This window comes from Rhodococcus sp. BP-332 (assembly GCF_019836065.1).
In the GTDB taxonomy this organism is placed as follows: domain Bacteria; phylum Actinomycetota; class Actinomycetes; order Mycobacteriales; family Mycobacteriaceae; genus Rhodococcoides.
The window spans coordinates 12,632-38,687 of the sequence record NZ_JABUEC010000003.1 but is presented as its reverse complement, the minus strand read 5'-3'; the positions used below and the strand labels follow the sequence as shown (position 1 = coordinate 38,687).

At 68.8% G+C, this 26,056-nt stretch carries 24 protein-coding genes; 11 read left to right on the top strand and 13 right to left on the bottom strand.

Translation table 11 applies throughout. The annotated features are described in order from the left end of the window. Window positions 1–32: 32 nt before the first annotated feature. The 3 genes from HQ314_RS11325 to HQ314_RS11315 all read right to left on the bottom strand — a co-directional run bounded on the left by HQ314_RS11325 (window position 33) and on the right by HQ314_RS11315 (window position 2,702). Window positions 33–392 (bottom strand): HNH endonuclease signature motif containing protein, encoded by a 360-nt coding sequence (locus HQ314_RS11325; protein ID WP_222650117.1) that lies wholly within the window; start codon window positions 390–392, stop codon window positions 33–35. Window positions 393–628: 236 nt separating this feature from the next. Continuing rightward, window positions 629–1,483 carry a 13E12 repeat family protein gene (locus HQ314_RS11320; RefSeq protein WP_222650116.1) on the bottom strand — a complete coding sequence of 285 codons (855 nt, stop codon included), beginning with the start codon at window positions 1,481–1,483 and terminating at the stop codon, window positions 629–631. Window positions 1,484–1,736: 253 nt separating this feature from the next. Further along, window positions 1,737–2,702: a YafY family protein gene (locus tag HQ314_RS11315; RefSeq protein WP_222650115.1), complete on the bottom strand. Its 966-nt coding sequence runs from the start codon at window positions 2,700–2,702 to the stop codon at window positions 1,737–1,739. Between the two features lie 93 nt (window positions 2,703–2,795). On the opposite strand from HQ314_RS11315, the gene HQ314_RS11310 reads away from it, so the two are divergent. Next, window positions 2,796–3,161, top strand: a complete 366-nt coding sequence (locus HQ314_RS11310; protein WP_056446979.1) for a VOC family protein — start codon at window positions 2,796–2,798, stop codon at window positions 3,159–3,161. A gap of 1 nt (window position 3,162) precedes the next feature. On the opposite strand, the gene HQ314_RS11305 is transcribed toward HQ314_RS11310, so the two are convergent. From HQ314_RS11305 to HQ314_RS11290, 4 genes are all read right to left on the bottom strand, one after another. Beyond that, entirely contained in the window at window positions 3,163–4,155 is a 993-nt protein-coding gene (locus HQ314_RS11305) for a zinc-binding alcohol dehydrogenase family protein (RefSeq protein WP_222650114.1), read from the bottom strand. Window positions 4,156–4,245: 90 nt separating this feature from the next. After that, on the bottom strand, window positions 4,246–5,148 hold the full coding sequence (gene sucD, locus HQ314_RS11300; protein ID WP_027504157.1) for a succinate--CoA ligase subunit alpha: 903 nt from the start codon (window positions 5,146–5,148) through the stop codon (window positions 4,246–4,248). A gap of 14 nt (window positions 5,149–5,162) precedes the next feature. Further along, window positions 5,163–6,326 carry an ADP-forming succinate--CoA ligase subunit beta gene (gene sucC, locus HQ314_RS11295; RefSeq protein ID WP_222650113.1) on the bottom strand — a complete coding sequence of 388 codons (1,164 nt, stop codon included), beginning with the start codon at window positions 6,324–6,326 and terminating at the stop codon, window positions 5,163–5,165. 137 nt (window positions 6,327–6,463) lie between these two features. Further along, complete coding sequence (locus tag HQ314_RS11290; protein WP_222650112.1) at window positions 6,464–8,185, bottom strand: hypothetical protein; 1,722 nt, start codon at window positions 8,183–8,185, stop codon at window positions 6,464–6,466. Between the two features lie 245 nt (window positions 8,186–8,430). Between HQ314_RS11290 and HQ314_RS11285 the strand changes: the two genes are divergently transcribed. Then, the gene (locus tag HQ314_RS11285; protein WP_261781631.1) at window positions 8,431–9,639 is read left to right on the top strand and encodes a M23 family metallopeptidase; all 1,209 of its coding nucleotides are present in this window, start codon (window positions 8,431–8,433) and stop codon (window positions 9,637–9,639) included. 78 nt (window positions 9,640–9,717) lie between these two features. On the opposite strand, the gene HQ314_RS11280 is transcribed toward HQ314_RS11285, so the two are convergent. Then, on the bottom strand, window positions 9,718–12,177 hold the full coding sequence (locus HQ314_RS11280) for a UvrD-helicase domain-containing protein (RefSeq protein WP_222650110.1): 2,460 nt from the start codon (window positions 12,175–12,177) through the stop codon (window positions 9,718–9,720). 298 nt (window positions 12,178–12,475) lie between these two features. Here HQ314_RS11280 and HQ314_RS11275 point away from each other — a divergent pair, with 298 nt between their 5' ends. Then, entirely contained in the window at window positions 12,476–12,802 is a 327-nt protein-coding gene (locus HQ314_RS11275) for a chorismate mutase (protein WP_027504161.1), read from the top strand. 66 nt (window positions 12,803–12,868) lie between these two features. Here HQ314_RS11275 and HQ314_RS11270 read toward each other — a convergent pair whose 3' ends face one another. Continuing rightward, the gene (locus HQ314_RS11270) at window positions 12,869–14,350 is read right to left on the bottom strand and encodes an NAD-dependent succinate-semialdehyde dehydrogenase (RefSeq protein ID WP_222650109.1); all 1,482 of its coding nucleotides are present in this window, start codon (window positions 14,348–14,350) and stop codon (window positions 12,869–12,871) included. A 174-nt stretch (window positions 14,351–14,524) separates the two neighbouring features. Between HQ314_RS11270 and pgi the strand changes: the two genes are divergently transcribed. The 4 genes from pgi to HQ314_RS11250 all read left to right on the top strand — a co-directional run bounded on the left by pgi (window position 14,525) and on the right by HQ314_RS11250 (window position 18,659). Continuing rightward, complete coding sequence (pgi, locus tag HQ314_RS11265; protein ID WP_222650108.1) at window positions 14,525–16,168, top strand: glucose-6-phosphate isomerase; 1,644 nt, start codon at window positions 14,525–14,527, stop codon at window positions 16,166–16,168. 165 nt (window positions 16,169–16,333) lie between these two features. Next, on the top strand, window positions 16,334–17,095 hold the full coding sequence (locus HQ314_RS11260) for a crotonase/enoyl-CoA hydratase family protein (protein WP_027504164.1): 762 nt from the start codon (window positions 16,334–16,336) through the stop codon (window positions 17,093–17,095). Next, window positions 17,092–18,372 (top strand): hypothetical protein, encoded by a 1,281-nt coding sequence (locus HQ314_RS11255; RefSeq protein ID WP_222650107.1) that lies wholly within the window; start codon window positions 17,092–17,094, stop codon window positions 18,370–18,372. The genes HQ314_RS11260 and HQ314_RS11255 overlap by 4 nt, the downstream gene beginning before the upstream one ends. 41 nt (window positions 18,373–18,413) lie before the next feature. Then, on the top strand, window positions 18,414–18,659 hold the full coding sequence (locus HQ314_RS11250) for a DUF2630 family protein (RefSeq protein WP_027504165.1): 246 nt from the start codon (window positions 18,414–18,416) through the stop codon (window positions 18,657–18,659). On the opposite strand, the gene HQ314_RS11245 is transcribed toward HQ314_RS11250, so the two are convergent. Beyond that, entirely contained in the window at window positions 18,660–19,412 is a 753-nt protein-coding gene (locus HQ314_RS11245) for an SDR family oxidoreductase (protein ID WP_222647887.1), read from the bottom strand. 47 nt (window positions 19,413–19,459) lie between these two features. Between HQ314_RS11245 and HQ314_RS11240 the strand changes: the two genes are divergently transcribed. Further along, window positions 19,460–20,899, top strand: a complete 1,440-nt coding sequence (locus HQ314_RS11240; protein WP_222650106.1) for an NAD(P)/FAD-dependent oxidoreductase — start codon at window positions 19,460–19,462, stop codon at window positions 20,897–20,899. On the opposite strand, the gene HQ314_RS11235 is transcribed toward HQ314_RS11240, so the two are convergent. Further along, the gene (locus HQ314_RS11235) at window positions 20,896–21,489 is read right to left on the bottom strand and encodes a hypothetical protein (RefSeq protein ID WP_027504168.1); all 594 of its coding nucleotides are present in this window, start codon (window positions 21,487–21,489) and stop codon (window positions 20,896–20,898) included. The genes HQ314_RS11240 and HQ314_RS11235 overlap by 4 nt on opposite strands. Window positions 21,490–21,530: 41 nt before the next feature. On the opposite strand from HQ314_RS11235, the gene HQ314_RS11230 reads away from it, so the two are divergent. Next, a complete protein-coding gene (locus HQ314_RS11230) occupies window positions 21,531–23,099 on the top strand; it encodes a carboxylesterase/lipase family protein (protein WP_222627719.1) in 1,569 nt (522 codons plus the stop codon). A gap of 4 nt (window positions 23,100–23,103) precedes the next feature. On the opposite strand, the gene HQ314_RS11225 is transcribed toward HQ314_RS11230, so the two are convergent. Together HQ314_RS11225 and cobF are read right to left on the bottom strand one after the other, a co-directional pair. Further along, window positions 23,104–23,970 carry an Fpg/Nei family DNA glycosylase gene (locus HQ314_RS11225; protein WP_056446941.1) on the bottom strand — a complete coding sequence of 289 codons (867 nt, stop codon included), beginning with the start codon at window positions 23,968–23,970 and terminating at the stop codon, window positions 23,104–23,106. Between the two features lie 20 nt (window positions 23,971–23,990). After that, complete coding sequence (gene cobF / locus HQ314_RS11220) at window positions 23,991–24,737, bottom strand: precorrin-6A synthase (deacetylating) (protein ID WP_027504170.1); 747 nt, start codon at window positions 24,735–24,737, stop codon at window positions 23,991–23,993. A 23-nt stretch (window positions 24,738–24,760) separates the two neighbouring features. On the opposite strand from cobF, the gene HQ314_RS11215 reads away from it, so the two are divergent. Together HQ314_RS11215 and HQ314_RS11210 are read left to right on the top strand one after the other, a co-directional pair. After that, window positions 24,761–25,558, top strand: coding sequence for a thymidylate synthase (locus HQ314_RS11215; RefSeq protein ID WP_222650105.1), 798 nt, complete (start codon window positions 24,761–24,763; stop codon window positions 25,556–25,558). Further along, window positions 25,555–26,034 carry a dihydrofolate reductase gene (locus tag HQ314_RS11210; RefSeq protein ID WP_027504172.1) on the top strand — a complete coding sequence of 160 codons (480 nt, stop codon included), beginning with the start codon at window positions 25,555–25,557 and terminating at the stop codon, window positions 26,032–26,034. Before HQ314_RS11215 ends, HQ314_RS11210 begins: the two co-directional genes overlap by 4 nt. The last annotated feature ends 22 nt before the right edge of the window (window positions 26,035–26,056 follow it).

Sequence of the window (26,056 nt, the reverse complement as noted above, 5' to 3'; positions counted from 1 at the left end):
CCGTTGCGCTCTGGGTGATTCGAACGGTTCGCTCACTCGCCGGGTGCGGTGAAGTAGTCGGTGCCGTGCGAGTCGCGGACATGGACGATCCCGTCCCGGAGCATGCGGTGGTGCCACTGCCGCCGGGTCTTCAGGCCGTGGTGCCGACGGCACAGCGGCGCGAGGTTGCCGGTGACGGTCCAGCCGCCTCTCTCCGGGTCGGTGTGGTCGAACGGGACGACATGGTCGAGATCGCAGTCTTCACTGGGTACCGCGCATGCCGGGTGGACGCACGTCGGATACAGCGCTGTCACCAGCGCCGCGACCGCCTCGGACGGCCGGTAGGTCAACGCCCCGTCCGGAGGCACGGCGAAGCCCCCGTGGCCGTCGGGGTTGGCGACGGCACGGTCCACCGCCGATGGTGGGAGCGTGCGAAGATAGTCGACCTGCTCCCGGAGTTTTCGGTTTTTCGTGCTGCCCAGTTTCCCGGTGGTCGGTGTCCAGCCTGCGGGCATGCGGGGGGTGCGGCGGACTTCCCGCCCGGCGGCGGGCACCGGCGGGCCCGGTGGTTCGGAGTCGGTCGGTGGGTCGTGTTGTGGGCATCGGCAGCTGCACCCCGCCCGCGGTTCCGCGACCTCCGCGGCGGTGATCATCGCCTGCCACGTCGCATCCCCGGCGATTCTCCGGGCCACGTCCGCAGGAACCGGACCCCAACCGACGAGGTGACCGGGTTCCCCTGCCAACCCGCCGCCGTGGCGGCGTCGAGGACGATGACGGCATGATGGGCCGGTGCGGCCGGCGACGGCGCGTGGGCGCAACTCTCGTCAACGCAGTCGCACGGCAGAGGTGTGCCGGTGATGATCGCATGCGCAGCGTCGAACAACCGCGCCGGCAGCGAACTCGGATCGCACACCCCTCGGGCCGCCTCGACGATGGCCCGCTTCATCCCGGCGATCTGCTCTGCGGGGCCACGAACCTTCAGCTCGGCTTGACCTCGCGGCAGCTTCCTGACCGAGACGTACCGTTCCGTCGTCGCGCGCCCCCGAGCGATGCGGTGCCACTCCGCGTCGAACTCCGCGAGAATCCGATCGACCGCCGCTGCCACCGCACCCGGAGTACACCTCGACGCGGCAGCGATCACCCGCTGCAGCAGCTCTTCGGTGGCGTTCGGAACCCCGGCCACCGATCGGCACACCGTCCGGAACGCCGCATACGCCAACAGGCCCGCATCGAACGCCTCCGCCACCGCACGATGCGCGGTGCGGGTCAGGAACAGCCACTCGCTCACCGTGCGCGTCGACACCGACAACGCCGCCGCGACCTCCGCCACCGCACAGGTCTCAGCAGCCTCCGCGTCGAACACCCCACCCGGACCGAGCACCGCCGGCCGACGCGACGACTCCTGCACGTACGCACACGACGCCGACACGGTCCGGGCGAACGACGCCTGAGCGTCGACCTTCGCCGACACCACCACATCCACCGAAACCTCTGCGTCGTACACGAATTCACCCCCCGATGATGCCCCGATCAGACCGCCCCCCGACGACCTGAACAGACAGTAACCCACCCCACCGACACACTTTCGGGTCACGCCGTCGGATGCGCGCTCCAGCTCCTCGATCCGTTTCGGCCGTCGATACATGCGCGGACAATGAGCGCAGATCGCCTTTCCACCAACACATTCCGTGCCCGAGAACACGGCCGGTCGTACTGACCGGACACGTCGATCGAGCTCGAGGCGTCCCGGTCGGCGGTCAACTGGATGGGGGTGAGTGTGTTTCGGCCAGGACTTTCGCGAGTTGGCTGATGCGTGTGCGGGCTGCGTCTGGGGCGAGGACCTCGATGTGGTCGCCGAATTGCAGCAGTTGACGCACCGACTCGATGTCGGGGTAGCCGACGACGACGATGCATGTTCCGTTCTCCGGATCGGATACATCGTGGATGCGTGTCCCGAGGATGCGCCGCGCCAAGTCGAGGCCGTGTTCCGGCAGGCGAAAGGTCACGCTCACATGACCTCGACCCTCGGTGCGGTCCTTCAACGCGGCCCATGTGGTGCGGAGGGTTTCTCCGGGTCGGAGAGAGACTGGCGCGTCGAGTTGTTCGAAAGCCGCGAGTCGGTCCAGAGAGAACAGTCGTCCATCTCCTCGGTGGTCGGCGACGAGGTACCAGCGGCCGGACTTCGCCACGATCCCGTACGGGTCGACCACACGTGTCGAGGCCTCACTCTCGGCGCTCCGCCGGTATCGGATTCGCAATCGGCGTCGATCCTGCAGGGCCGATGCCAGATCGGCGACGTCGACCGCTGCTTCTGAATCGGCAAACCACGGGGTGCTGTCCACCAGCACGAGTTCCGCCAGTCGCAATGGGCTCGTGCCCGTGGATGTCGCGGCCTGGCGGGCGGCGATCTTGCGTGCTGCCGACTCCCACATCGCCGACAAGCCCATGCGCTCACGTTGCGTGCTGTCCAGACCCGCCAGAGAAAGGGCTTCCAACTCCGGTGGTTCCAGGTGGGACGCGTTGAGCCGCGCACCGGGGAGCAGGACGATTCCACCGCTGCGGCCACGTTCGGCGTACACAGGCACTCCTGCTGCCGAGAGCGCCTCGACGTCCCGCAGCACGGTCCGCCGCGATACTTCCAGACGCGCGGCCAGCTCCGTGGTGGTGATGCGTTGGCGGGTCTGCAGCAACAGCAAGAGGTGCAGCAATCGGGCAGCCTTCATGCGTCCGATCTTCGCAGAAAAGGTGACAGGTTCTGTCGTGATAGGCCGGTCCACTGTGGCGGTACCGAGAATTCACCGAGTCGAGGAGCTCCTGTGCCCGCACCGAACCTGTTCCTGATCGGCGTCCGCGACGCCGAGACCGCTACCAGCTTCTACAGCGACCTGTTCGAGATCGAACCGACCTTCATCAGTCCCCACTATGTCGCTTTCCAGGTAGCCCCCGGCGTCTTGTTCGCGCTGTGGACCGGCTACAGCGAGCACCTGGCCCCGGACACTCCACGCACGACCGAGGTCGGACTGATGGTCCCCGGGTCGGCGTCTGCCGTCGACGAGGTCTTCGCGAACTGGGTCTCGAAGGGAGTCCGTGTCGTCGACGAGCCGTACGACGCGGTCTTCGGCCGCACATTTGTGGTCAGCGACCCCGACGGCAACCTCATCAGGGTCTCGCCGATCGACTGATCTACCGAACGACGACCACCTTCCCGATGGTGCCGCCACTTTCCACCCGCCGGTGCGCGTCCTGCAGGGTGTCCACGTCGAACGGTGACAGAGTCGTGGTGCGGGTGCTCCGCAGAGTTCCGTCGTCGATGAGTCGCGAGACCTCGTCGAGGATGGTGTGCTGAGAAGTGCTCTTCGGCAACGACAACGGCACCGTGAACATCAGTTCCCAGTGCCAGGTCTGGCTCTTGGCCTTCAGCGGCATCAGGTCCAGGCCGACCGGATCGTCGATCGCCACGACCTGACCGTGCACTGCCATCACCGCGGCGTAGGCGTCGACATTGCCCTCGGAGAACGGGGAGAACACGTACTCGACGCCGTCCGGCGCCAGGGCACCGACCTCGTCCACGAGGGAGTGCCGATCCACCACGTGATGGGCGCCCATCTCCGTTGCCCAGTCGCGGGATTCGCCGCGCGATGCAGCGGCAACGACGGTGAGCGAGGTCAGTGCCCGGGCGAGCTGGATGATCATCGACCCGGTACCGCCGGCGGCCCCCATCACGAGAAGTGTGCCGGTGCTGTCTTTCCCGAGTCCGAGCCGGACGAACAGCGATTCCCAGGCGGTGATGGCGGTCAGCGGCACGGCCGCGGCGTCCTCGGCGGACAGTGACGACGGCGCATGGCCGACGATCCGCTCGTCGACGAGTTGGTACTGGGCGTTGCTGCCGTCCCGAGCTATGGATCCCGCATAGAAGACTCGATCGCCGGGCTCGAAGATTCGGGCGTCGGAACCCACCGCGACGACCTCACCGACGGCGTCGAAACCGAGGACCTTCGGGCCGTCGGACGGATCGAAGGACGAGCGAACCTTCGTGTCCACCGGATTGACGGACACCGCGTCGACACGTACGAGAACGTCGAATCCGGTGGGCGACGGAGTCTCTCGCTCGATCTGCACGAACGGCGAGTCGGGTTCGACGGAGACGATGGCGGAGTGAGTCGCGGGAATGCTCATACCTCGACGGTAGTCCCCCGGAACGACACGAGGGAGGCAAGCTTCCCGAGCGGGAAACCGGCCTCCCTCGTGTGAGAGAAGAAAGAATGGCTACTTCTTCTCGAGGATCTCGCGCGCGAGGGCAGCGGTCTCGGACGGCGTCTTGCCGACCTTCACGCCGGCCGCCTCGAGAGCGTCCTTCTTGGCCTGAGCCGTTCCCAGCGAGCCGGAGACGATGGCGCCGGCGTGGCCCATGGTCTTGCCCTCGGGAGCGGTGAAGCCGGCGACGTAACCGACGACGGGCTTGGTGACGTGCGCCTTGATGTAGTCGGCTGCACGCTCCTCGGCGTCGCCACCGATCTCGCCGATCATGACGATGATCTCGGTGTCGGGATCGTTCTCGAACGCCTCGATGGCGTCGATGTGCGTGGTGCCGATGACCGGGTCGCCGCCGATGCCGATGGCGGTGGAGAAGCCGAAGTCACGGAGCTCGAACATCATCTGGTAGGTCAGGGTGCCCGACTTCGAGACGAGGCCGATGGGGCCCTTGCCGGCGATGTTGGCGGGCGTGATGCCGACCAGTGCCTCGCCGGGGGTGATGATGCCGGGGCAGTTCGGCCCGATGATGCGGGTCTTCTTGCCCTTCTCGACGTTGTAGGCCCACGCGTACGCGCTGTCCTGCACCGGGATTCCCTCGGTGATGACGACGAGCAGCGGGATCTCCGCGTCGATGGCCTCGACGATGGCGTCCTTGGAGAATGCCGGCGGCACGAACGCGATGGACACGTCGGCTCCGGTCTTCTCCATGGCCTCGGCAACGCTGGCGAACACGGGCAGCTCGACGTCGGAACCGTCGGCTGCGGTGTGCTTGACCGTGGTTCCGGCCTTGCGCGCGTTGACGCCGCCGACGACCTGCGTGCCGGCCTTGAGCATCAGGGCGGTGTGCTTGGTGCCCTCGCCGCCGGTGATGCCCTGGACGATGACCTTGTTGTTCTTGTTCAGGAAAATAGACATAGTTTCGGTGCCCTCTACTTCGCAGCCAGCTCGGCGGCCTTGTCGGCGCCTTCGTCCATGGTCTCGGCCAGTGTCACCAACGGGTGCGCAGCATCGGCGAGAATCTTCCGGCCTTCTTCGACCTTGTTGCCGTCCAGGCGGACGACCAGCGGCTTGGAGGCGGTGTCGCCCAGCGTCTTCAGAGCGCCGACGATGCCGTTGGCAACCGCGTCGCACGCGGTGATTCCGCCGAAGACGTTGACGAACACGCTCTTGACCTGCGAGTCGCCGAGGATGACGTCGAGGCCTGCGGCCATGACCTCGGCCGAGGCGCCGCCGCCGATGTCGAGGAAGTTGGCGGGCTTGACGCCACCGTGCGCCTCGCCGGCGTACGCGACGACGTCGAGGGTCGACATGACCAGTCCGGCACCGTTTCCGATGATGCCGACCTGTCCGTCGAGCTTGACGTAGTTGAGGTCGTTCTCCTTGGCCTTCGCCTCGAGTGGGTCCGCCGCGTCGGCGTCCTCGAACTCGGCGTGCCCCTTCTGACGGAAGTCCGCGTTGGCGTCCAGGGTGACCTTGCCGTCGAGGGCGAGGATCTGGTCGTCCGGCGTGCGCACGAGGGGGTTGACCTCGACGAGCAGCGCGTCTTCCTTGATGAAGACGTCCCACAGCTTCTGGATCGTGTTGGCCGCGGCGTCGAGCACCTCGACGGGAAGCTTGCCGGCCTCGGCGATCTCACGCGCGAAGGCGAGGTCGACACCCTTGACGGCGTCGACGGGGATGCGGGCGAGCGCGTCCGGGTTCTCCTCGGCGGTGACCTCGATCTCGACACCACCCTCGACGGAACACATCGCGAGGTACGTGCGGTTCGTGCGGTCGAGCAGGAAGGAGATGTAGTACTCCTCCGCGATGTCGCTGGCCTCGGCGACGAGGAGCTTCTTGACGACGTGGCCCTTGATGTCGAGTCCGAGGATCGCTTCCGCGTTCGCCTCGGCCTCGGCGACGTCCTTGGAGTACTTCACGCCGCCGGCCTTGCCGCGGCCGCCGACCTTCACCTGGGCCTTGACCATGACAGGCTTGCCGATTTCTTCGGCGATCTGTCGTGCACCGGCGACCGTGTCGGTGACACGACCTGCCGACGTCGGAACCTCGTGCTTGGCGAAGAGTTCCTTCGCCTGGTATTCGAAGAGATCCATCAGCTCACCATCTCGTCTGCGTTGACGCCCGCTCGAGGGGTAGGAGCGGGTCCGACTTGCGACTGTAACTTTCCACCGAGAGGCCTGATCGACAGCCCGTCGAACTTGTGGTTCAGATCACCGACCTGCGCCGACATCTACTCACCAGTACGAAAAAATCCTGCCGCCACCAGCGCCGATGCCGCAGCGCCGACAGCGGTCACGAAGGCCCCCGACGACGCCGTCACGCCGGGGCCCGCGCCGCCGAGGATCGGGCTCAGCGCGACACCCGCCAGAGCCACCGCGGAACCGATCTGGAGCGCCGCGGCGCGCGACGCCCGAGCGCGGGCCGCGACGGCGGCGCCGATCAGGACGGCGGCCACGAGTACCAGCCGCCCCCACACGTCCCACCCCCACGGCAGCGCCCCGATCCAGCCGCCGGTCTCCCCATCCACGTCGTACTGCGGCAGGAGCAGCCCCAGTGCGGCGACCCCGGCCGCGACGGCCAGCGCGGCTGCGAGGGGGCGCGAGGCCCCGTCCAGATCGCTGGTGTCGACGCCGTCCCGCTCCGAGGCGCCCGCCGCGGCGACGAGCGCGAGCGTGAGCAGACCGAGCAGCGTGCCGACGACCAGCAGCCAGCCGCCCGCACCGACGGACACGCCGTCGATACCGACGCCCAGCACGAGCGCCTGCAGCACCGCGGCCGCGAGCGCCATATGGCCCGTGACGATCAGCGGCACGGCAGGCCGCACCGCGGCGGCGAACTCCGAGAAGAGCAACAGCACGCCGCCGACGACGGTCACGACGGCGTACGCGGCCACCGCCCGATCCCCCACCACCGTCGGGACGGAGCCGGTCGAGACGTCGAGAAGCGGCAGGACGGCGCCGACGCCGAGAGCGATGCCCGTCAGGACGGTCACCGCGCCCGCGACGACGTGCCGCCGCGTCGAGTTCGAGGGAGCGGCGGACCGTGCGAGCCGGGGCACGGAGGTCGTGGGTCCGGAGGTCGCGCGCGCCGTCGCCACCGTGGCCACGCCGAGGACGAAGAGCCCGCCGACTCCGACGACCGTGCCCGCGCCGAGGTCGATGCGGTCGCCCGCCCCCAGCGCGGCAGCCAGGCGGACGCCGACGACGGTCGCCGACGCCGCGACCACACCGGTCAGTGCGCCGACCGCCGCGGACCTGCTGGTCGACGAGAACGCGTAGGCCACACCCACCAGCACCGCGACCGCGGACAGTCCACCGCCGAGAGCCGACGCGACGGGTCCGGCGACCGGAGCGGGAGCGAGGACGACGGCATCGGTGCTCACGTACGCGGGCAGGAGGAACGAGGCGGCGAGTGCGAGAGCGCCCGCGACCCCCGCGGCGACCACGACCGATGCCGATCGACGAGCGACGGGATCCTCGTCGACGTCGTCCCACTCGACCGTCCGCGCCAGCGCGAGTGCCGCCAGCGCCCCGGCGACGACGACGAGCGCGTGCCCGAGCGTCACCACCACGGCTCCGGGGCCCGCCTCCAGCGCGCCGGCCGAGATCGGACGGAACAGCTCCAGCCGGTCGGCGTCGATCGCTCCGACGAACAACTGGAGATCGGCCACGATCGATCCCAGTGCGACGGCGCCCAACGTCGCGAGCACGGGGAAGACGATCGGCCGGGTCGCGCGCACCAGGAGCAGCAGGGCGATCGCCGCCCAGAGCGCCGACGAGACGGCGGCCGCGCCCCGCACCGGGGGACCCACGTCGGCGCCGCCGACGACGGGAACGTACGGAGCGGCCGCCACCGCCAGCGCTCCGACGACTCCGAGAGCGCGGGCACCGAGCCGGACGGGGTCGGACGCGGAACCTGAGGTACGACGGCCCGCGGATGTCGGCTGTGTCACGATGACGAACGGTATCCGGTCCTCGTGTCCGTCGATCGTGATGCCGCTCGCCTCCATCACAGGAAGATCACCGATGTGCCTGATCGGCGTCGGGACTCGTCCTCGAGTAAACCCAGGACACCTTGTGAGCCACCTCACATATGTGACCCGAGAAGCCGTTTGGCTTGCGCCCGCCGCGACCATTTCGTTACCGTCCACGAGGTTCCACATCACGGGTAGGTCACGAATCAGGAGGACGGCAGGTCTTGCAGCACCACCGAACTCCGTTCACACGCTCACGCTTCGTCTCGGACGCCACCGACGACAGTCGGTTCGATTCCCAACAGTACGAGGCCCAGCAGTTCGAGCACGACACCACCGTGTTCACGCCGGCGGACGGTCATCTGACCGATACCGGCCCCCTCGAAGCCCTCTCGACCGACGCAGCATCGTCCCCCTGGGACCGTGCGCACGAGTCCAGCGACTACGTGGCGTCCGCGCCCGCGTACACCCCGGCCGCCGTCGGCGATGCGCCCACGCGCCGCCGCCGCTCGGTACCGGCGACGTCCTTCCTCGTCACCGCTCCGGCCGGAGCAGCACCGTCGGTGACCTCGGCTGCCATCGCGGACGAGATCGCCGTCAAGCGCAGCGGCGCCCACCGCATCCCCGCTCCGCCGTCCGCCCTCAAGGGACGCGTCGCTGTCGTCGCCGTGGCCGCAGGTGCGGTCGTCGCTGCCGGCCAGGCCGCGATCGACAACGCGCAGCCCGCCGAGCGCACCGAGACCTCCGAGTACGCGCTGGCCGCCGGCCAGGCCCCGGCAGCTGCCACGTCCGCAGGAATCGTCGACAGCTCCACCGCCGCCGGCATCGTCGCGGACCAGCCGGCCGCGCACGTCGACTCGGTGCCCACCGCCACGTCGACCGGAGCGCCCGTCACGGCCCCCTCCACGTCCGCGGCACCGCAGATCCTCAACATCGCCGCACCGGTCGACCTGGGCCAGTTCTCGGAGCTCCTGGCGAAGGGCCAGCGCTTCAGCGAGGAGCGCGAGGCTCGCGAGGCCGCTGCACGGCGTCCCCTCTTCGCACTGCCCGCGCTCGGCACCTACACCTCCGGCTTCGGCTCGCGGTGGGGCACGCTGCACGCCGGTGTGGACATCGCCAACGCCATCGGCACGCCGGTGTACGCCGTGGCCGACGGCACCGTCATCGACTCGGGCCCCGCGGCCGGCTTCGGACTGTGGGTCCGGTTGCAGCACGCCGACGGCACCATCACCGTGTACGGCCACATCGATTCGTCCGAGGTCCAGGTGGGCCAGACGGTCATGGCCGGCGACGAGATCGCCAAGATGGGCAACCGCGGCCAGTCCACCGGCCCGCACCTCCACTTCGAGGTCCACCTCACGGGCGACAACAAGATCGACCCGCTCCCCTGGTTGGCGTCCCGCGGTATCGCTCTCGGCCCCGAGCGCGACTGAGTTCCCACACCTCCACAACGTCGAAGGTCCGGCGTCACCGTCATGCACGGTGGCGCCGGACCTTTCTTCCGTGCCCTCTCACAGCTTGGTCATCGGCACTCCGCCGATGAGCATCATCTTCACGCGACCGGACGTGCCGAAGTCGATCAGCACCATCGCACGCTGACCTGATCCCTCGGACTCGACGACGGTCCCGAGACCGTACTTGTCGTGGCTCACGCGATCACCCACGGCGAGCGTCAGGGTTTTGTTGGACCGGGCCTTGCCGAAGCTGGGTGTCGGGGTGGCCGACGGCGACGACCCACCGGACCATCCACCACGGGGATTCGACGTCCAGTCGCGCTGGCGCCCCGAGCCACCACTGGAACCGAACCCGCTGCCGACGCCGGGATCCTCCCGTTTCCAGTCGATGAGATGCTGCGGAACCTCTTGCAGGAAGCGCGATTCGGGGTTGTTGATGGGTTGTCCCCACGCCGAGCGCATGATCGCGCGAGTGAGGTAGAGCCGGTGCCGCGCACGCGTGATGCCCACATAGGCGAGTCGACGCTCCTCGGACAACTCCGCAGGATCACCGAGCGCACGCATGTGCGGGAACTGGCCGTCCTCCCACCCGGTGACGAACACGACCGGAAACTCGAGCCCCTTGGCCGTGTGCAGCGTCATGAGCGTGACGACGCCGTCGCCGTTGTCCGGGATCTGGTCGGTGTCGGCCACCAGCGAGACCCGCTCGAGGAAGGCGGCGAGCGAACCCGGCTCGGCCACACCGTCGGTGTCCTCGGGTTCTGCGGACGCGACGTCGAGGTCCGCGTTGATGTCGACCCCCACCTCGAGATCCTCGATGCCCTGAAGGTTGCGTGCGTCGGCACTGAACTCGCGGGCCACGCTGACCAGTTCGTTGAGGTTGTCGAGGCGAGCGCCGTCCTGTGGATCCGAGCTGGCCTCGAGTTCGGCGCGATACCGCGTGCGGTCGAGCACTGCCTCGACGATGTCGCCGATGTCCGCGACGTCGTTGCCGTCGGCATCGGTGGCGTTCATGGTGGCCCGCAGCTCGCCGATCATCTCCATGAACGACGCGATGGCGTTCTGCGCGCGCGTGTTGAGCAGCGCCACGGAACCGGCCGCGGCATCGAGGAGCGCGGCGTTGAAGCTGATGTTCTTCCGCTCGGCGTGCACGGCGACACAGGCCTCGGCACGATCGCCGATGCCGCGGCGCGGGGTGTTGAGGATGCGCCGCATGCTCACCGTGTCGTCCGGATTGGCCAGTACGCGGAGGTACGCGACCACGTCGCGTACCTCCTTGCGCTCGTAGAAGCGCACACCGCCCACCACCTTGTAGGGCAGACCGAGACGGATGAAGATCTCCTCGAGCGCGCGCGAGGAGTTGTTGGTCCGGTAGAACACCGCGACGTCGGAGTACTTGTAGTCGGTGCCGTCGACCAGCCGATCGATCTCCGACGCCACGAACTTGGCCTCGTCGTGCTCGTTGTCCGCCACGTAGCCGATGATCGGATCGCCGTCGCCGGTGTCCGTCCACAGCCGCTTGTCACGACGGTTGGTGTTGCGCGCGATGACGGCGTTGGCTGCCGCCAGGATGGTCTGGGTGGACCGGTAGTTCTGCTCGAGCAGGATGGTCCGCGCATCCGGATAGTCGCGCTCGAACTCCTCGATGTTGCGGATGGTCGCGCCGCGGAACGCGTAGATCGACTGGTCGGCGTCGCCCACCACGCACAGTTCGCTCGGGGGAACTGCCGCGACGTCGCCCTCCGCCGTCGATCCGGTGCCCACCAACTCGCGCACCAGCATGTACTGCGCGTGGTTGGTGTCCTGGTACTCGTCGACGAGGACGTGGCGGAAGCGGCGCCGGTAGTACTCGGCGACGTCCGGATGGCTCTGCAGCAGTGCCACCGTCTCGCCGATGAGATCGTCGAAGTCGAACGCGTTGGCCGCCCGCAGACGCTGCTGGTAGTGGCCGTAGACCTTCGCGATGACGGCCGGCAGCTCGGCCGGCTCCTTCTCCGCGTCGGCGACGGCCTGGTCCGGATCGATCAGCTCGTTCTTCAGATTGGAGATCTGCGTCGCCAGCAGACGCGACGAGAACTTCTTCGGATCGAGCTGCAGATCCTTGCCGATCATCGTGAGGAGCCGACGCGAGTCGTCCGCGTCGTAGATGGAGAAGTTCGAGTTGAGGCCGGGGAGCAGCGCCGCCTGGCTCCGGAGGATCCGCACGCAGCTCGAGTGGAACGTGCTCACCCACATGAAGTTGGCCCGCGGCCCGACCAACTGGACGACGCGCTCCCGCATCTCGGCCGCGGCCTTGTTGGTGAACGTGATCGCGAGGACCTGGCCGGGTGTGACATCTCTCTCCGCCAGGAGATACGCGATGCGACGGGTCAACACCGCGGTCTTGCCCGAACCGGCGCCCGCCACGATGAGCAACGGTCCCCCCGAGTGCATCACTGCCTCGCGCTGCTGGGGATTGAGGCCCTCGAGGAGCTGGTCCGAGGACCTGGTGGCACGTGCGGGTGACTGTGTGTTCATCGTCCGTCCAGATTACCGGCGGTCACCGACACCGACACCATCACTCGGGCCGTGGGCGCCGAATCCCTGTCGTGACACACGCACGCGGACGTCGGATCCGAACGAGACCGTTCGGCTCCTTCTTTACGCCGAGTGCGGGCCGGGCATACTCTTGCTCGGGCCCGGACTCGCGGACGGCACAGTGCCGACCGCATCCGGCCCCCTGACCAGGTATTTCGTGGCGTCCTCGAGAATTCTTGGAATCTACGTAACAGAACGTGAGAGCAGAGCGACACACGTTCTGACACGAGGAGTTGATATGAGCACAGCGATTCACACCACCGCAGCATCGGCATCGTCCGAGTCGAACGATCACGCCGACGACGCGAACCTGCCGACGTCCGAAGCCGAGATCGACGAGCTCCGCAAGGAGATCGACCGCCTCGATGCCGAGATCCTCGCCGCCGTGAAGCGCCGCTCCGAGGTCTCCCGCACCATCGGTCAGACGCGGATGGCACAGGGCGGACCCCGCCTCGTTCACAGCCGCGAGATGAAGGTCCTTCAGCGCTTCAGCGACCTCGGCCAGGAGGGTCACACGCTGGCCATGCTCCTGCTCCGCCTGGGCCGCGGCCGCCTCGGACACTGAGTCCACCGCTCGTAGAGCTCGACCGGGAACCGCCCAGACGACGGGCGGTTCCCGTGCCTCACCGCATCACTGCAGGGCGATGTACTTGGTCTCGAGGTACTCCTCGATCCCCTCGCTTCCGCCCTCGCGACCGAATCCCGACGCCTTGATCCCACCGAACGGTGCGGCCGCGTCGGAGATCACCCCGCGATTGACACCCACCATGCCGGTCTCCACGGCCTCCGCCACGCGCAGCGCCCGGTCCAGATCCCGCGTGAAGATGTACGCGGCCAGGCCGAACTCGGTGTCGTTCGCCGCAGCGACGCCGTCCTCCTCGGTCTCGAAGCCGCGCACCGCGAGCACCGGTCCGAAGACCTCCTCGCTCAGAATTCGGGCGTCACCGGGCACGTCGGTCAGCACGGTGGCGGGGTAGAACCAGCCCGGCCCGTCCTCCGCAGTGCCGCCGAGTGCGACGGTCGCGCCCTTGGACGCCGCGTCGTCGACGAGTTCGGCCACCGTGTCACGCTGCTCCTCGTTGATCAGCGGTCCGAGCTTCGTGTCCGGATCACTGCCCCGCCCGACGGTCATGGCGCGCATCTTCTCGGTCACCTTGGCGACGAACTCGTCCTTGACCGAGTTCTGCACGTGGAACCGATTCGCGGCCGTGCAGGCCTCGCCGCCGTTACGCATCTTGGCGAGCATCGCCCCCTCGACGGCGGCGTCGATGTCCGCGTCGTCGAACACGACGAAGGGCGCATTGCCGCCCAGCTCCATCGACGTCCGCAGCAGATTCTTCGACGACTTCTCCACGAGCATTCGCCCCACCTCGGTGGAGCCAGTGAAGGTCAACTTGCGCAGTCGAGGATCGTCGATCAGCGGCCCGGTGACAGCGCTGGACTTCGACGTCGGCAGTACCGACAGCACGCCCTCGGGCAGCCCGGCCTCGGAGATGAGCTTCGCCAGGTAGAGCATCGTCAGCGGAGTCTCCGAGGCGGGCTTCACCAGGATCGTGCATCCCGCCGCGAGTGCGGGCCCGATCTTGCGGGTGCCCATCGCCAGCGGGAAGTTCCACGGCGTGATCGCCAGCACCGGGCCGACGGGCTGCTTGGTCACCAGAATCCGGCCGTTGCCCGCGGGCGCCGGCGTGTACCGCCCCGCGATGCGGACCGCCTCCTCGGAGAACCAGCGGAAGAACTCTCCGCCGTACTTCACCTCGGCCTGACTCTCGGCAAAGGCCTTGCCCATCTCCAGCGTCATGAGCAGTGCGATGTCGTCGGCGTGCTCGGTGATCGACTCGAAGACCGCCCGCAGGATCTCGCCGCGCTGTCGCGCCGGGGTGGCGGCCCAGGACTTCTGCACCGCGACGGCCTCGTCGAGCGCGCGTGCGGCGTCGGCGGGACTCGCGTCCGAGACCTCGGTGAGCACCTCCCCGGTCGAGGGATCCCGAACCGGGAACGTGGCGCCGTTCTCCGCGTCGACCTGCTTGCCTCCGATCCACAACTTCGTGGGGACGGACGCGATCAGGTCCTTCTCCCGGGTCGTCGCTGCGCTGCTCGTTCCTTCGCTCACGTCTCTCGCACTCCTCGTCGCTGCTCGCCGGGTCGCCCGGTGGTACCGACTGTCTACCCCGTGGGGCGGAACTCGTCACGCACTCCCGCACGGCGATCGCATGTCAGCGGGCAGGCCGGAGGCCGGTCGGCATGTCCCAGCGGCTCGGGTGCCCAGCGATTAGGGTCAGGGCTCATGAGCGCCGACATCACGAGCACCGAAGCCTGGACCGAGCTCGTCTCGCATCACGAGGCCGTGGCCGATCGCCACCTCCGTGACTTCTTCGCCGACGATCCGTCGCGTGGGAGCGAGCTGACCGTCACCGCGGGCGACCTGTACATCGACTACAGCAAGCACCGGGTCGAGCGGCAGACGCTCGAACTGCTGCTCGACCTCGCACGCGCAGCGGACGTCACCGGGCGTCGGGACGCCATGTTCGCGGGCGAGCACATCAACACCTCCGAGAACCGGGCCGTGCTGCACACCGCGCTGCGTCTGCCGTCGGACGCGTCACTCGAGGTCGACGGCCAGGACGTGGTGGCCGACGTGCACGAGGTCCTCACGCGGATGGGCGATTTCAGCGATCGAGTGCGATCCGGCGCGTGGACCGGCGCCACCGGTGAGCGGATCCGCACCGTCGTCAACATCGGGATCGGCGGCTCCGACCTGGGTCCGGTGATGGTCTACCAGGCTCTGCGGCACTACGCCGACGCGGGCATCTCGGCGCGCTTCGTCTCGAACGTCGACCCGGCCGACCTCGTCGGCACCCTCGCCGACCTGGACCCGGCGTCGACGCTGTTCATCGTCGCCTCCAAGACCTTCGGCACACTCGAGACGCTGACCAACGCCACGGCCGCCCGGCGATGGCTCACGGCCGCACTCGGTGACGACGCCGTCGCCCAGCACTTCGTCGCGGTGTCCACCAATGCGGAGAAGGTGTCGAACTTCGGCATCGACACCGCGAACATGTTCGGCTTCTGGGACTGGGTCGGCGGCCGCTACTCGGTCGATTCCGCCATCGGTCTGTCGGTGATGCTCGCCGTCGGCCGCGAGGCGTTCGCGGACTTCCTCGAGGGCTTCCACCTGATCGACCAGCACTTCCGCGAGGCGCCGCTCGAGTCCAACGCGCCGATCCTGCTGGGCACGCTGGGCGTCTGGTACTCCAGCTTCTTCGGCGCGCAGTCCCGGGCGGTGCTGCCGTACTCGAACGATCTGAACCGGTTCGCCGCCTACCTGCAGCAGCTCACCATGGAGTCGAACGGCAAGTCGGTGAGGGCCGACGGAACGCCCGTCACGACGGACACCGGCGAGATCTTCTGGGGCGAGCCCGGAACCAACGGCCAGCACGCCTTCTACCAATTGCTGCACCAGGGAACACGACTCGTGCCGGCGGACTTCATCGGCTTCGCCGAGCCGACGGACGATCTTCCCACCGCGGACGGCACGGGCAGCATGCACGACCTGCTCATGAGCAACTACTTCGCCCAGACCAAGGTGTTGGCCTTCGGCAAGACGGCGGAGGAGATCGCCGCCGAGGGCACGGACGCGGACATCGTGCCGCACAAGGTGATGCCGGGCAACCGCCCGTCGACGTCGATCCTCGCGCCGAAACTCACGCCTTCGGTAGTGGGTCAGCTCATCGCCCTCTACGAACATCAGGTCTTCGTCGAGGGCGTCATCTTCGGCATCGACTCGTTCGACCAGTGGGGAGTCGAGCTGGGCAAGACCCAGGCGCAGGAGCTGACGCCGGTGCTGACCGATGCGGACGGCCCGGGCGCGGACCTCGATTCGTCGACGAGTGCGCTGATCGACTGGTACCGCGGCGAACGCGGACGCTGACGTACAGCGAGACCGCGCCGGTCCGTCGGGTCGGGGGTCTGACGGACCGGCACGGTCTCACACACCATGTCGCCGCCACCCGTCCGGGCGTTACACATCGGGCGAACTTTCTTCGGCGGCCTCGTGAACAACCACAACCGGGCGTGGCAGCGGTACGGTCGAACCATGAACGTGCGGATCGAACGCCGAGGTCCGGTGGTCACGGTGATCCTCCACCGACCTGAGGCACGCAATGCCGTGGACGGTCCGACGGCGGCCGCTCTGGTGGAGGCCTTCGAGGAGTTCGACGCGGATCCGACGGCATCGGTCGCGGTGCTGTGGGGAGACGGCGGAACCTTCTGCGCCGGTGCCGACCTCAAGGCACTGGGCACCGAGCGCTCGAACGTGGCGACCGAGCACGGTGACGGGCCGATGGGGCCCACGCGCATGGAACTGTCCAAGCCCGTCATCGCCGCGGTGTCCGGCCACGCGGTCGCCGGCGGTCTCGAACTCGCGCTGTGGTGCGACCTGCGCGTCGCCGACGAGGACGCCGTGTTCGGTGTGTTCTGTCGGCGCTGGGGTGTGCCGCTGATCGACGGCGGAACGGTGCGATTGCCGCGGGCGATCGGTACGTCGCGGGCGATGGACATGATCCTCACCGGGCGTGCCGTCGACGCGCACGAAGCGCTGACGTTCGGACTCGCCAACCGGGTCGTCCCCACGGGCACCTGCCGCGCTGCCGCGGAGGAACTCGCCGCGTCCCTGGCCGAGTTCCCGCAGGCGTGCCTGCGCGGCGACCGACTGTCGGCGCTCGAGCAGGAGGGCCTGGACCACCGCGCGGCGATGGCGAACGAGTTCCGGCACGGTGCCACCTCGCTCGTCGACGCGTTCGACGGTGCACAGAAGTTCGCGTCCGGCGCCGGGCGACACGGAGCACCGCTCGAGTGACTCGCCTCTCCGTCGTCGACGAGATCTTCCTTCGCACACATCGAGGCTTCGGCATACCCGTTGCGATGCAGGGCCTCTGGGTCACCGAGGAGCCCATCACCCCCGGCGCTCTCGACCTGATCGACGCCCGGCTCGCCGAGGGACGTCTGGGTGTGCGGATCGTCAGCTCGCGTCTGCCCGGCGCGCGTCGGCGCTGGGTCCGGGCCTCGGGGCGCCCCGGCGTCCGGTGGACGGAGCCGACCGACGACCCGGTCCGCTGGGCCGAGTCGGGCGCCGACGTCTCGCTCGACCCCGAGTACGGACCGGGCTGGCGTCTGACCGCGGCGCCCTGCGGGAACGGAACCGCCGTCTCGTTGGTGTGCTCCCACGTCATCGCCGACGCACGCGGACTCATCGACGCAGCAGCGGCGGCGCTGTCCGGCGTCCCGGACCCGATCGCCCCGGACGACGGCACCACCGACACCGCCGATGCACTGGCCACACTGTCGACCGTCGTCGGCCGCACCGCCGTGGCCGTCTCCGCGCTCGCCGTCAGTCGCGCCCGGCGCGCCGAACTGATGCAGTACTTGCAGGCGTCGAGGACCGGAACTCCTGCGCCGGCCCGTCCCGACGCGTGGGAAGCGCTGTCCGTGAGCACCGATGTCGAAGCGACGCAGTGGGATCGGGTCGCCGCCGACGGAGCGGGCACTCCGAACGTGGTGTTCCTGTCCGTCGTCGCGGCCGTCGTCGCGACGTTGAGATGTTCGGGCACGTCCGGCGACACCGACGGGTCCGTCCTGCTCGGCGTCCCGATGAAGGTCGAGGCCGGCGGCGCCAACGCGATCTCGGTGACGGCGGTCCGCATCACGGAATCCGACTCACTGGCCGACATCCGTCGACGCGCGAAGACGGCGTACCGAAGCCCGCTGACCGGTCCCGCGGGCTTCCCCGACGAGTTGCTGCACGTGGTCCCCGAACGCGCCGCCGCGCTCCTCGCGCCGTCGACGGGCCGGCGAGATGCTCTGTGCTCCAACATCGGCCCGCTTCCCGAGGCGGTGCGCACCATCGGCGGCCGCCCCGCGGTGCGCGTCGCCGCGCGGGCGATCCACCCGGGACTCCGACACGAGCAGTCCGCCGCGTCGCCGACCATCCTGTCGGCCTATCTCTGCCGCCACGATCACGCCTACACGCTGTCGGTGGTGGTCACCGATCCTGCGGCGGCGCACTCGGTGGAGCAGGTTCGCGACGCGATCGCGACGGCACTCGGGCATCACGACCTCACACCCGACTTCTGGTGAGTACGGTGAACATCACCGACTTCAGAGAGGTGAGTGCGTTCATGAGTGAGACCGACATCTACGCGAAGATCAAGGACCTGGTCGACACCGAGCACGAGTTGCGTTCGCGCACCGAAGCAGGCGAGCTCGATCCGAGCGAGGAGCGGGCGCAGCTCGACCAGCTCGAGAAAGCACTCGACCAGTGCTGGGACCTGCTGCGTCAGCGGCGCGCCAAGAAGGACGCCGGACTCTCCCCCGACGACGCCGAGGCGCAGTCCGTCTCACAGGTCGAGAACTACCTGCAGTAGCTAGACGAGCCCGTCCGTGAGTCGACGAGGGAGCACGCGCAACACGACGTCGATCGCCTTCCAGGTGAGGCCCGGCAGCGCGGAGCGCGTGACCTCCTTCTCGATCGCCGCGACCATCGCGGAGACGCCGTCGTCGAGTGAGGACATCAGTCGACCGGCGTCTCCGGCGCGGGAGGACATGTCGGTGGCGACATATCCGGGCAGAACCGTGGTGACCGCGATGGGTGTGCGGCGGAGTTCGGCGACCAGCGCCTCGCCGAGTGCCGAGACTCCCGCCTTCGATGCGGAGTACACAGCCTTGGATCCGGGTAGTCCGCGATCGGCACTCACCGACGACACGAGGACGAGGTGACCGGCATTCTGCTCACGGAACACCGCCAGCGCTGCCTCGACCTGGGACACCACTCCGACGAAGTTGGTGCGTGCGGTCTCGAGGTTGGCGTCCGCGCGCCCGGTGCCGAGCCTCGCGCCCTTTCCGAGACCGGCGTTCACGATCACGCGGTCGAGCCCGCCGAGTGTCTCCCGCAACGCGTCGATCCCCGACACCACCGACTCGTGATCCGTCACGTCCATCGCGGCGACCGCCACGGTGATGTCCGGATGCCGGGCGGTGAGCTCGGCGCGCAGAGCCTCGAGCCGGTCCACCCGCCGGGCACACAGCCCCACGTCGCGGCCCATCGCCGCGAACCGCCGCGCCATCTCCTCGCCCAGACCCGAACTGGCCCCGGTGATCACGATCTTCTGTCTCCCCATCGGGCACACACTAGCCACCACGACCCACTCAGAACTCTGGAGGATCAGTGAGCGACAGCAGCACCGACGAGTACGACGTCATCGTGATCGGCGGAGGGCCCGTCGGCGAGAACGCGGCGCAGTACGCGATCGCGGGCAGTGATCGCACCGCCGCCATCGTCGAGCACGAACTGGTGGGCGGTGAGTGCTCGTACTGGGCCTGCATGCCCAGCAAGGCGTTGCTCCTGCCCGCCTCCGTGCTGAACCAGGCCCGAGCGATGCCCGGGGTCCGCGAGATCGTCGGCGACGCGCGACTCGACGTCGACGCGGTGTTCGCCCGCCGCGAGAGCTTCACCCACGGGCTCGACGACTCCTCCCAGGTGTCGTGGGCCGAGGGCGCGAACATCCACGTCGTGCGCGGTCACGGCCGGGTGTCCGGCGAGCGCGAGGTGACAGTGGGCGATCGGGTCCTGCGCGCTCGGAACGCGGTGGTCCTCGCGACCGGCACCACGGCCACGGTGCCGCCGATTCCCGGACTGCGCGAAGCACTTCCGTGGACGTCCCGCGATTCGACCAACCTGCACGAGGTGCCGGAGCGGATCATCGTGATCGGCGGGGGCGTGGTCGCCTGCGAGTCGGCGACATGGTTGCTGGCCCTCGGCGCCGAGGTCACGATGATCGTGCGCGGAACCTCGCTGCTGGCCGGATCGGAGCCGTTCGCCGGGGCGGCGGTGGCCGACGCTCTGACCGCCGCGGGTGCGCGCATCCTGTTCGAGTCGCAGGTCGCCACGGTGTCGCGGCCCGACGCGCAGGACACCGGGTACGGCCACCTCCACGGTGGGCCCGCCTCGGTGACGATCGGCGACGACACACTCGAGGTCGACGAGATCCTGGTCGCCGCCGGCCGACGGCCGGCCACCAAGGACCTGGGGCTCGACGCGGTGGGCCTCCCCACCGGGGACCCGATCGCCGTCGACGACCATCTGACGGCGAAGGACGAGTGGCTCTACGCGGTGGGCGACGTCAACGGTCGCGCCCTGCTCACCCACATGGGCAAGTACCAGGGACGCGTGTGCGGCGACGTCATCGCCGCGCGCGCCGAGGGTCGATCGATCGACGGCAGCAGGTTCCGGGCGAGTGCCGATCACGGCCAGGTGCCCCAGGTCGTCTTCACCACCCCCGAGGTGGCGTCGGTGGGCCTCACCGAGAAGAAGGCGCGGGCCGCCGGTCTGCCGGTGCGGGTGGTCGAGATGGACATCGCCGTCGCGGGAAGCTCCCTGCGCCAGGACGACTTCGCCGGACACGCGTCGATGGTGATCGAGACGTCGAGCGACGTGATCGTCGGATTCACGCTGGTCGGCCAGGGCGTCGCGGAACTCCTGCACGCGGCCACCATCGCGGTGGTCGGCTGCGTCCCGCTGGAGACCCTGTGGCACGCGGTCCCGTCCTACCCGACGATGAGCGAGGTGTGGTTGCGCCTGCTCGAGGCCGCTCGCAGCGGAAGCTAGCCGCGCGGCAGCGGCTGGGCGCGCCGTACGGACAGTGCTGCTCGCTCGGGGTCGAGTGGGACCGGGGAGATCACGACGCCGTGTCCGACTCGCAGCGTGCCCGAGCTGATCGGCGCGGTGCGCAGACCACCGCGTCCGATCAACGCCTTGCGGGTGCCGTCCACCACCATGCTGTCCATCCACGCGCACGGGTGCGCGGGACGCCCCCCACGCAGGAGCACCGGGCCGTCACCGGTGTCGATGACGAAGTCCTCGCCCCGGAGCGGGTCGAGTTCGAGACCACGCACGACGATGTTGCGGCGGGCCACGCTCACGTCCCCGTCCCACGGCTCGTCGTCCGGGTGCAGGGCGTTCGCCTCGGCGACCGCCGTCTCCCACGCCTCGACGGCCAGGAACGTGATCGCCGCCTCGGTGTGCGCCTGGACGCCGAAGAACCGGTCGCCCCGGATGCCCTTCCCGGTCACCACCTCGACGGACGACGGCAGCTGCGTGCGTACGTCGGCGGCGGGCCCGTCCTTGCTGCGACCGAAGTAGGCATGTGACGGAGACACGAGAAGCTGCACGATCTCGATGGGACAGGTGAACGTCATACCCCGAGTGTGCTCACTCGGCTCTCCGTATAGTCGGCCGGATGGGGCAGGGAGACTTTTCGACAGAGATCACCACGAGCGAGGGGCGGGTCCGCGGATTCGTCGCGCGCGGTATCGCGCAGTGGCGGGGCATCCCGTACGCGCAGCCGCCGGTCGGACCGCTGCGGTTGCGCGCACCGCAGCCGCCGACGGCATGGGAGGGCGTCCGGGACGCCACCCGCTGGGGTGACGCGGCGGTCCAGGACTCGGGCCGCTCCCCCATCGGTCCCATCAAGGGACAGGGCACCAGCGAGGACTGCCTGACGCTGAACGTCAGCGCGCCGGCCACCACGCCCGCCGGCCCCCGCCCCGTCATGGTGTTCATCCACGGCGGCGCCTACACGCTGGGAACGTCGGCCACCTCCATGTACTCGGGCACGTCGCTGGTCCGCCGCGGCGACATCGTCTACGTCTCGCTCAACTACCGGCTCGGCGCCCTCGGGTACCTCGACTTCCGACAGTTCTCGACGCCCGACCGGACCTTCGACAGCAATCTCGGGCTGCGGGACCAGGTCGCCGCGCTGCAGTGGGTCCAGCGCAACATCGCCGCATTCGGCGGCGATCCGGACAACGTCACCATCTTCGGCGAATCGGCCGGCGGCAACGCCGTCACCACGTTGACGACCGTGCCCGCCACGAAGGGCCTCTTTCACAAGGCCATCTCGCAGAGCTCGGCGCCGGGCATGGTCGCCACGTCCGACCGTAGCGAGAAGTGGGGACGCGACTTCGTCGAGTTGCTCGGCGCCACTCCGGACACCGCCGCCGACACGCTCGCGGGAGCCGACGTGGCCGACCTGCTGAAGGCGGCTCACCGGCTGGGTTCGAAGAGCCTGAAGGAGACTCCGGGGCTCATTCCGTTCGGCCCCAGCGTCGACGGGGACTACGTGCCGGAGGCGCCGCTCGAGGCGTACCGATCGGGCCGCGCGCATCCCGTCCCGATGATCATCGGCAGCAACGAGCACGAGGGCACTCTGTTCCCCAAGTGGCTCGACGCCCTTCCCACGAATGCCGAGCGCATCGACCGCCTGTTCGCGAACACCGACCCGTCGGCCAGGGATCGCATTCTCGCCGAGTACCCCGGATACCCGAAGGGCCTGTCCGCCATCGACTTCGGCGGCGACATCACCTTCTGGCGACCGTCGCTGGAGATCGCGGACGCGCACACCGAGCACGCGCCCACCTACGTGTACCGCTACGACTACTCACCGCGGTTGTTCGACCTGCTGAAGCTGTACTCGACGCACGGTTCCGAACTGTTCGCCGTGTTCGGCGTCTACCGCGCCCGCGTCGGCAAGTTCTTCGCGATCCTGGGCGACTGGGGCAGCTCGGTGGCCGTCACCGACGAGGTGCAGAAGCAGTGGCTCGCCTTCGCGAGAACCGGTGCGCCCGAGGCGGACTGGACTCAGTACGAGGTGCCCGGGCGCGCCACTCGGATCTTCGACAGCGCGACGCGGATGGAGAACGATCCGCTCGGGTCCCGTCGCGCTGCGTGGGAGGGCTTCAGCGGCTACGACACACCGACCGGATCCTCGGCCGGTACGGAGAACGAGTCGTCGCAGGACTTCCGCTGATCGGCTACTTCACGAGACGGGACAGACGGCGGTCGGCGAGAATCCGGCCGCCGGTCTGGCACGTGGGGCAGTACTGGAACGACCGGTCGACGTAGGAGACCTCGCGCACGGTGTCACCGCAGACCGGGCAGGGCATGCCCGTCCGCGCGTGCACCCGCATACCGGACCGCTTCTCGCCCTTGAGCCGTGCCGCGTCCTGACCCTCGGACCGCGCGACGGCGTCGAGCAGGACCGAGCGCATCGTGGTCCACAGCAGGGTCACCGACTCGGGGGTGAGCGAGGCGGTGGTGGCGAACGGCGAGAGCTTCGCGGTGTGCAGGATCTCGTCGCTGTAGGCATTGCCGATCCCGGCGAGCAGTTGCTGATCCACCAATGCGGTCTTGAGCCGAGAACTCTTGCGGGCGAGTAGTTCCGCGAACTCCGGCTCCGTCACCGCGAGGGCGTCCGGGCCCAGGCGGGCGATGCCGGGCACCTCCTGCGGATCGCGCACGACCCACACGGCGAGCCGCTTGCGCGTCCCCGCCTCGGTGAGGTCGAACGCGGGGGTGAGCCCCTCGGGCGTGAAGAGATGGACGCGGAGTGCGAGCGGCCCCTTGCCCGGCTTGGGCGGCGCCGACGACGGATTGTCCGTCCACCGCAGCCAGCCACCGCGCGACAGATGCGTGACGAGCCAGAGCCCGCCGGCCTCGATGCCGAGGTGCTTGCCCCACCGGGCCGCGCCCGTGATGTCCTTGCCCTGCAGATCGGTGACCGGCGGATCGAAGGTCTTGAGAACGCTCAACGCGGCCACGTCGATGCGCCCGATCACCGCTCCCAGCGCATGCTCACGGAGGAAGCCCGCGAGAGCCTCGACCTCGGGTAATTCCGGCACACCTCGACCCTAATCGGAAGTCACGGTCGATGGACGAGATAGGTGTCCATCACCCAGCCGGCCTCGGCCCGCAGAGCCGCCCGGCGCGCGACGATCTCGTCCCCGATGTCGTCGACGGGGCCCGCCAGGGTCACCTCGCCGGGCGTGCCCAGGTTCGCACCCCACCACACGTTCCACCCGGGCAGCGACCGGAAGCTGCAGTCCGAGTCGAGCATCACCACGGCCGCCGTGACGCCGTCGGGCAGGCCCTCGTCACGAAGCCGGCGACCGGTGGTGGTGAGGACCGGCTCCCCCACCCGGTTCATCACGATGCGGTGCGCGGCCGCGAGCGCCGACGGACTGGTGACACCCGGTATCACCGAGACCTCGAACGGGCTGTCGAGCACCGCGCGCACCCGCTCCACCACGCGCAACGTGCTGTCGTAGAGCGACGGATCGCCCCACACCAGCATCGCGCCGACCGACTCGGACGGCTCCGCGTCCACGAGGTCGGCGAGCATCCGGGCGCGGAGGTCGTGCCAGGTGTCGACGGCGTCGTCGTAGTCCGACGGCGCGCGATCGCGCGGCGGATCGGTGAACTCGACCACGCGATGGTCGGTCGGCACGTGCTCGCGCAGGATGCGGGTGCGGACGTCGACCAACTCCTGCTTCTGCGCGCCCTTGTCGATGACGAAGAAGACGTCGACGGTGTTCATCGCCTTGATCGCCGCGACGGTCACCTGGTCGGGATCCCCCGCGCCGATACCGATCACGTGCATGGTCCTCATCTGCCTGAGCCTAAGGTGTAGCCATGGTCGCGACGCCCTACGAGGATCTGCTCCGCCGCGTGCTCGCGGAGGGCACGCCCAAGTCCGACCGCACCGGGACCGGCACCACCAGCCTGTTCGGCCACCAGATGCGGTTCGATCTGTCCGAGGGATTCCCGCTGGTGACCACCAAGCGCGTGCATCTCAAGTCGATCGTGCACGAGCTGCTGTGGTTCCTGCGAGGCGAGTCCAACGTCGCCTATCTGCGCGAGAACGGCGTCACCATCTGGGACGAGTGGGCCGACGAGAAGGGCGACCTGGGGCCGGTCTACGGAGTGCAGTGGCGCTCGTGGCCGACGCCGTCGGGCGACCACATCGATCAGATCTCGCAGGTGATCGACACCATCCGCCGCGACCCCGATTCCCGACGCATGATCGTCTCGGCCTGGAACGTCGCGGAGATCCCCGACATGGCGCTGGCTCCGTGCCACGCCTTCTTCCAGTTCTACGTCGCCGACGGAAAGCTGTCGTGCCAGCTGTACCAGCGCAGCGCCGACATGTTTCTCGGCGTGCCGTTCAACATCGCGAGCTACGCACTGCTCACGCACCTGGTCGCCGCGCAGACCGGCCTCGAGGTGGGCGACTTCGTGTGGACCGGCGGCGACTGCCACATCTACGACAATCACGTCGACCAGGTGCGCGAGCAGTTGACGCGAGACGCGTTCCCCGCCCCCACGCTCCGACTCGCTCCACGTGACTCGATCTTCGACTACACCTTCGACGACATCGAGATCGTCGACTACCAGCACCATCCCGCGATCAAGGCACCCGTAGCGGTATGACGATCGGGTTGGTGTGGGCGCAGGCGCACGGCGGCGTCATCGGCAAGGACGGCACGATTCCGTGGCGGGTGCCCGAGGACATGGCGCACTTCCGTGAGGTCACGGGATCCAGCCGCGTCGTCATGGGACGGCGTACCTGGGACTCGTTGCCCGCACGGTTCCGCCCTCTGCCGGGCCGGACGAACATCGTGCTCAGCCGTGACGCGTCCTGGTCCGCGGAGGGTGCCGCACGTGCCGCCACGATGGACGAGGCGCTGCTCGGCGGCCACGACACGTGGATCATCGGCGGCGCGGACATCTACCGGCTCGCCCTGCCGCACGCCGATGTCGTCGAGATGACCGAGATCGATCTGGACGTCCCCGGCGGCGACACGGTCGCTCCCGAGGTACCGGCATCGTTCACCCGCACCGAGGGCGCCTGGCAGACGAGCAGCGCATCCGATGTTCGCTATCGATTCGTGCGCTACACGCGCTGATTCGCCGCGCCGGGGCCCGCTG